This window comes from Nostoc sp. CALU 1950, from assembly GCF_051172895.1.
In the GTDB taxonomy this organism is placed as follows: domain Bacteria; phylum Cyanobacteriota; class Cyanobacteriia; order Cyanobacteriales; family Nostocaceae; genus Nostoc; species Nostoc edaphicum_A.
Map to the genome: position 1 here is coordinate 1 of NZ_JBDNJQ010000249.1, position 7,864 is coordinate 7,864.

Annotated in this window: 3 protein-coding genes; 2 read left to right on the top strand and 1 reads right to left on the bottom strand. The window is 44.0% G+C overall.

Going from position 1 to position 7,864, the window contains the following annotated elements:
- Positions 1-111: 111 nt before the first annotated feature.
- The gene (locus ABF638_RS35710; protein WP_435027501.1) at positions 112-1,923 is read right to left on the bottom strand and encodes a ShlB/FhaC/HecB family hemolysin secretion/activation protein; all 1,812 of its coding nucleotides are present in this window, start codon (positions 1,921-1,923) and stop codon (positions 112-114) included.
- Between the two features lie 423 nt (positions 1,924-2,346).
- Here ABF638_RS35710 and ABF638_RS35715 point away from each other — a divergent pair, with 423 nt between their 5' ends.
- On the top strand, positions 2,347-7,341 hold the full coding sequence (locus ABF638_RS35715) for a CHAT domain-containing protein (protein WP_435027502.1): 4,995 nt from the start codon (positions 2,347-2,349) through the stop codon (positions 7,339-7,341).
- Between the two features lie 78 nt (positions 7,342-7,419).
- Positions 7,420-7,647: a hypothetical protein gene (locus ABF638_RS35720; RefSeq protein ID WP_069069118.1), complete on the top strand. Its 228-nt coding sequence runs from the start codon at positions 7,420-7,422 to the stop codon at positions 7,645-7,647.
- The last annotated feature ends 217 nt before the right edge of the window (positions 7,648-7,864 follow it).

Genomic DNA, 7,864 nt, shown 5'->3' on the forward strand with positions numbered 1-7,864 from the left:
CCCGAAACGGAGAGAGGCTTTGAAACCCCCATTCCCTTGTAGGGAAGGGGGGCTAAGGGGGTTAGGTTTCTGAGGCTTAGAAGTTACCAAAAATACTTTTCAAACATCCTTTTAGGGTTGATAGCGGAGACTAAAGTAAAAACCATCATCTTGAGCGTTATTACCGCGATCGCTCAGATCGATAAATGGAAATCCATAATCGAGCCGCAAAAACAGATTATCAATTCCCATTGCCTGATTCCATAATAATCCTAAGCCTGCACCCACCAAAAAAGTCTGATCGGGTAGCTGGTTGGGATTATTGGACTTATTCCAGACGGCTCCCATGTCCAGAAATGGCGCAAGTTGAATTGTGGATATTCCAGATTCATTGCGCTGCACTGTGATCCGATCTTCGATCGCTACCCGAAATCCATTATCCCCAGAGCGGATATTTTGACGATATCCCCTGACAGATTGGCCACCGCCAATGACGAATTGCTGCGAAGGTAAAAGGCTATCTGGTGTTAGCTGCAAGTCTGCTTGGATCAGCAATAGATGATCGTTGCTGAGTTGCTGCACGCGCTGGACTTGTCCTAACCAACTGAAAAAGCGACCATCGGGGATGGGGTCATTGTTGATAGTTGCATCTAATATATCTATGCCAAAATTAAATTGCGATCGCAAAAACCAAGCTCCTTGAGGTTCGCGCCTAATATAATCTTGACCAAATTTAATTACACTGGTGCGGCTCACACCATTGGCATCAGGCCCAATACCAAAGGGGGTTGCAAGATCATCAAAAAGGAAAGTTTGACCATCCTGATAGGTAAATCCCAAAGACAGGGCAAATTCTTCTCTGGGCGATCGCATCAATGGTTGGCGATAATTGATTTCATAAAGATCCTGGTTTGCCCGAATACCAAGCGCATCAAAGGGTGGCTCAGTGATTTCGTTGCGATTAAATGCCGCTCTAATCTGCACTTTGCCATTCATGGCGTTCACGGGAACTTGATAGCTAAAATCAAAGGCATCGGAACCACCAGAGAGGGTGTGGTAATATGAGCCTGCTAATTCATCTCCCATACCGGTTAAATTGCGCGATCGCAATTCAATACCTAATCTTTCCGCCCCAATACTGGGAGGCGAATAATTATCTACACCCAAGCTACCAATTAAAGATTTTGCCTCTTCAACTCTGACAATGAGAATACTTTGACCAACCTTACCTGTTGGACGCAGACGTGCTTCCACATTTGTAAATAAGGGATCAAGTCGCAACAGTTTCAATTGTTCTTCGAGCTTACCAGTATTGAGAGGGATACCAGCACCTAGTTGAATGCGACTCCGAATATAAGATGGGTTTAATCGCCGCGTCCCTTCGATGTCAATCTCTGTCAAACGCCCTTCAATTACCCGAATTACTACAACACCATCGGTTGTACTAGATTGTTGAATGTCTGGAACCGCTCTGGAATTTATATAGCCTTTATTTAGGTAAAGCTGGGTAACGGCATCTGCGGCTTGTCTGATTTCTTCTAAAGTCAAATCCCGTTCTTCAAACGGTTTCACTACTGGATTAAAGTCATTTTCATTAAATACTGTGCTATCTACAACCTGGATTTTGCGAACCCGAATGCGTTGTGATGTTTCTGGTTGGGGGTTCGGTTCGGAAGGTTCTGTTTCTTGTACTATTTGTAACTTTGGCTGACTGCTATTTGCAGCCGAGTCTGGTGTAAAGTTATTTGCTGTAGCTCTAAGTCCATTTGCAGTGACAATCCAGACCGCAGGCAGTATTAGTAAGCCACACTGAAAACTGAAACTGTGCTTATTCCATGTAGTAGTTGCCAGACTCCGCCAAGTGTCTAACTGATGAGAGAAATAGACAATTCTTGGCTGAGTCATTGCTTTCGGCTTAACACTAGTTTCTGTTTCTTTTCTCATTTATCCTCAGTGGGGTGCCTTATCTAAAATAATTCGTAATGACGCTCCTGCGTCGCTAACGTAATTCGTAATAAAACTAGGTTTTATACCCAGAACTAAAGTTTTCATTCATATAGGACTCATATTTTATTTCTGAAAAAACTCAGTACAACTAAGAAGCCTTCTTTCCTGTTGCCTATTGCCTATTGACTATTCCCTGCCTACGCAAATCAGTTCAGAAATCAAAGCGGATTCCTATACTTCTTTCCTCCTGCCTCCTGCCTCCTGCCCTCTGCCTCCTCTTATGAGTATTTCAATATCATATTTTTGATATTCAGATTTCAAAAGATTTGTAACTAAAACTATAATTAATAACAATTTTTTCTCAGTGATACTCCCTAGCATTATATTGTGGTGACAGGTAGAAAACTTGGGAATACTTCGATGTCACCACTGATCTCCATTGTCATCGTCAATTACAACCGGGAGTCTTACCTTGAAGAAGCGATCGCCAGCGTCTTAGCGCAGACATGGCAAGATTTTGAGCTACTAATTTGGGATGATGGCTCTACAGATGGATCAGTGGCGATCGCTAACAAATATGCTCAACAAGATGGACGAGTGCGGGTAATCCAAGCACACCATCAAGGAGTTGCTGCGGCTTGTAAGGCAGCAATCAGCCAAACTATTGGCACTTACATTGGTATCGTAGACAGTGATGATATCCTATCCCCCACAGCCCTTACTCAAACTGCCACAGTACTTAATCGTCATCCAGAAACAGGATTTGTTTACACCGACTACTTAAATATTGATCAAAACGGCAAAGTTATCGGCTACGGCCATCGTTGTGACATTCCTTACTCCCAAGAAGGTCTGTTGGTGAACTTCATGACTTTCCACTTCCGCCTAATGCGCCGTTCCGTTTACGATCAAGTAGGAGGTGTCAACACGTCCTTTGCTAGTAGTGCTTATGATTACGACCTGTGCCTACGACTTTCAGAAGTAGCCCAGGTGCGCCAAGTTAAACAGCCGCTTTACCTCTACCGGAATCATTCTCAAAGCATCTCTGTTACTAGAAAAACAGAACAAATCCTTTGGTCTAAGCGAGCGATCGCACAAGCACTTTGGCGGCGCGGATTAGCAGACAAGTTACAAATCGATGTAGAATTGCCCACAAGTCGCTTCATATTACGCCGCAAAAAATCTCTACTGCCCAGCATCGCCGCTTCCCTGTTAGCTATTGTGCCTCTGGTGAGTGCCCAAGCACAACAAATTGTCCCTGCTGTCGATGGGACAAACACAATTGTTACACCCAACGGCAATCGACTTGATATTACTGGCGGTACAACTTCTGGAGATGGTGCAAACCTCTTCCACAGCTTTCAACAATTTGGGATTTCACCAGAACAAATCGCCAACTTTCAAGCTAGTCCAGCGCTGCAAAATATTCTTGGTCGAATCACAGGCGGAAATGCCTCGGTCATCAATGGCTTAATTCAGGTAACAGGTGGCAATCCTAACCTCTTCTTGATGAATCCAGCCGGATTTCTTTTTGGAGCAAATGCCAGTTTAAATGTGCCTGGTGCTTTCACGGTGACAACAGCCAACGGCATTGGCTTTGGCAGCAGTTGGTTCAACGCCATTGGTGTGAATGACTACACTGCTTTAGTTGGAAACCCCAACGGATTTGCCTTTAGTATGAATCAAGCAGGAGCGATCGCAAATTCTGGAAATTTGGCAGTAGGTGCTGGGCAAAATTTGAATTTATTGGGTGGTACTGTAGTCAACACCGGGCAACTTTCAGCACCGGGAGGACAAATTTCTATCACATCTGTACCAGGACAAAATTGGGTGCGTCTCAGTCAGCCAGGAAATCTGTTAAGTCTGGAAATTCAGCCCCTCGCCTCTAGTAGCAACCAACCCAATAACTGGACAATTCCTATTGCATCTTTACCAGAATTGCTCACAGTTGGGAACACTGGATTAACTGCCAATGCCGATGGAACTGTACAACTGACAGGTTCTAATGTAAAAATTCCCACAGATCCAGGTACAACGATTGTTTCTGGGACAGTAGATACATCAAGTAAAACAGGCGGTACAGTAACGGCTTTGGGTCAAAAAGTCGCGGTGGTTGATGCCAACATTAACGCCTCTGGAACCAATGGCGGCGGTACTGTACTAATTGGCGGAGATTATCAAGGTAAGGGAACTTTACCCAACGCAGATCAGACTTATGTTGACTCAAACTCCGTCATTAATGCCGATAGCAATTTGAATGGAAACGGCGGACGGGTGATTGTTTGGGGTAACGACACAACCCAGTTTTTTGGTAACATCTCGGCTCGCGGAGGAGCAAATGCTGGCAATGGTGGTTTTGTAGAAGTATCGGGCAAAAATTTCTTAACCTTCAACGGTTTGGTAGAGACTTCAGCCGCCAATGGTAGCTTTGGCACTTTATTATTAGACCCCAGCACATTAACTATTATTGATGGTGGAGTGGGTGATTTTGATGGTACAGCTGGCAATATTGCCTTTGGCGATGCAGATATTGGGGCTAATACAGTTTCTTGGGGTGCGATCGCAGCTTCGGGTGCAAATATCAACTTACAAGCCACAGGTAATATTACCATCAATGACATCACCGGAGCGACACCCGGAGTCACTACTGATGGTGTTGCTACTTTAAACTTGGGTAATGGCGGTAGCTTCAGCCTGACTTCACAAAGCGGTTCTGTAAACTTTGTTGATCCTACCAACACGATCGCGACAACCGGAGGAGCCATTAACATTTCGGGAGCCAGCTTATTATTGGGAAATTTAAATACAACTACTGGTGTTAATGGTGGCAATGTCAATTTATCTGCAACTGGCGGCATTGCTGCGGGTGACATCATTGTTAGTAGTGGAGGAGGCTACTCTGCGTCTGGGGGTGATGTAAACTTATCTGCGGGTGGTGATATTACTACGGGTAGCATTAATTCCTCTTCCAATGATGCTACTAGCACAGGTAGAGGTGGCAATGTAGTAGCAACAACAACAGGCGGCAGCATTACCACAGGGGCAATAAACTCGTCTGTAGTCAAGTTTGGAGGTGGCGGTTTTACTGGCACGGCTGGCGCAGTTACTTTAACTGCCACAGATAATATCACCGTTAATGATGTCATTAATGCTTCAGCGATCGCCATCCGAGTCGATGGTGATGCAAGTGTTACAGGTGGCAACGTTACTTTACAGACTACCAACACTGCTGGCAGCAATATTCGTTTTACCACCATCAACACTCAGACCATAGCGGACGATTTTGGTGATGGTAACACTGTTCAAGGTGGCAATGTGCAAGTGCTAACCAACGGACTGATTCAAGGAATAGGAACAGGTGAGGCGATCGCAACTGGTGGATTTTTTACTGGTCAAGAAGGTACTATCGTTCAACCTCTTGCGGGAGGTACTGTCAGAATTCAACACGATGGTGGCCCAAACAATGTAGATTTTATCGTAGGTGATGCAAGCGTTAATGGCACAGCAGGAACAATTAATGCAGGGGAAGGTAATGCAGGAGAGAGTTTAATCATCACTTCCGGTAACTTTCCAGTATTGCCTAATGGCGGAGATGCTAGCGGTACTCCAACAGGCATAACCATTACTTCCGTCAACACCCCGCCGACATTAACGGCAAACTCATCGCTACCTAATACCCAAACAAATCAACCTGTTACCTTAACCTTCTCTAGCTTGGCTGCACTGGTTCTCGATGCTAATAATGACATCACCTCAATCCAAGTTGATGCGGTGAATACGGGAAATCTGACTATCAATGGTCTTCCCGTCATCCCTGGTGTTACTACCTTATCTAGCGACGACACTTTGGTGTACACACCTCCGGCAGATACTAATGGGTCACTAAATGCCTTTGTAATTAGTGCAAATGACAGCGTTTCCTCTTCTGCACCCGTACAGATAGAAATCAACGTTAGTCAGATTCCTCCTACCCAAATCCCTCCTACCCAAATCCCTCCTATCCAAATCCCTCCTACCCAAATCCCTCCTACTCCAACTCCTTCCCCCTGCACATTCCAGTGCAATCCACCAGGTAAACCAATTGACCCTGGCTCCAATAATCCTCAGATTGATAACCCTATTCTGAATACCGATCCCACTCCCGAAGGCAATTTCACAGATGATTTTGCCGATCATTTAGGCATACCCACTCCGAGAATCAAAACACTAGATGATGCCAAAGAAATTGCTCGCAAAATAGAAGAAGCTACTGGTGCTAAACCTGCATTTATCTACACCAGTTTTGTTCCCGTGGAGATTCTACCAGAGAGAAATTTAGGCAAAGCTAAAAAATTTACTAAACAGTTAAATACTGTAGCAGAGCAAAACAGCGACCAACTAGAAATAGTGGTAGTCACAGGAAAAGGTGATCCTATCCGCAAGCGCATCCCAGGAACGACCAGAGCCAAAGTTCTCCAAGTAGCTCAAGAATTTCGTGACCAAATTGTTAGTCCACAAAACCGTCGCCGCACTGGTTATTTGCGTTCATCTCAACAACTTTATCGCTGGATTATTGCACCACTAGAGGCGGATTTGCAGGCAAGAGAAATCAACAATCTGGTATTTTTGCCAGATATTGGGTTACGTTCAACTCCAATAGCAGCACTTCATGATGGTCAGGGGTTTTTAGTAGAAAAATACAGTATTGGTTTGATGCCCAGTCTTAGTTTGAGTAATACCCTTTATAAAGACATTAAAAAATCTCAAATTTTAGCCTTGGGGGTTTCTCAGAGTACTCAAGGACAAGAGCCTTTACCAGCAGTTCCCCTTGAGTTATCAACACTGGTGTCTAAACTCTGGCAAGGCAAATTATTATTAGACAAGCAAGCCACCTTAGAAAATCTCAAAACTACTCGCCGCCAACAACCTTTTGGGATTATTCACATGGCAACCCATGCAGATTTTGCTACCGGCGCTTTGAGTAATTCCTATATTCAACTGTGGGAAGACAAGTTACGCTTAAACCAATTACGACAGTTGCGCTTGAATGAACCCGAAGTTGAAATGCTCGTGTTGAGTGCTTGTAGAACAGCCTTGGGGGATGAAGAGTCCGAACTGGGATTTGCGGGTTTAGCAGTGCTAGCAGGTGTGAAAACTACTGTTGCTAGTCTTTGGTCGGTCAGTGATGCTGGTACAGCAGCGTTGATGACGAAATTTTATGAGAACTTGAAGACGGCTCCAATTAAGGCAGAAGCTCTCAGACAGGCTCAGGTAGGTATGGCCAAAGGGCAGATTTATGTAAAGAATGGTCAATTACAAGGTTTGGGAGTAGTCGGGAACTTACCTTTACCGACTGACAGTGTTGATGAAGCTGAACAATCACTTATGCATCCTTATTATTGGGCTGGATTCACAATGGTTGGTAATCCTTGGTGAACTGGGAAAAGTAACAATTTTTGTCAGCATTGCAGCTTTAGATGATTGACCCTTAGCTTCTAAGTAATAAATATCTTTATGAGTAGTTTAGTCTTACTATTATTGGGTTTAGGAATTTTTTTATTTGCTTGGAGAAGTAAAGACGAAATTCATCGCATTGCGGCGATGGTAACTGGGACAATTGCTCTAATTTGGGGATTTTCTCTAGCTCCTTTGTCATTTCAATTGGTATTTGAGATTATCTCAGTTGTAGCGGCTTTCTTTGTTTGTATGCGTTGTTTAGGCTGTGGTTTAAAGCAAGATTAATTTTAGTCATTAGTCATTTGTCATTAGTCATTATTCATTTGTCATTAGTTGTCATTTGTCATTTGTCCAAGAGAAACCACGCCCACTCTTGAATGTGCTTTGGATTAGTACGATGAAAGACAAAAGTTTTTCCGCCCGCAAGGGATGGGGTATGTACCAATGACCAATGACCAATGACCAATGACCAATGACCAATGACCAATGACCAATGACCAAT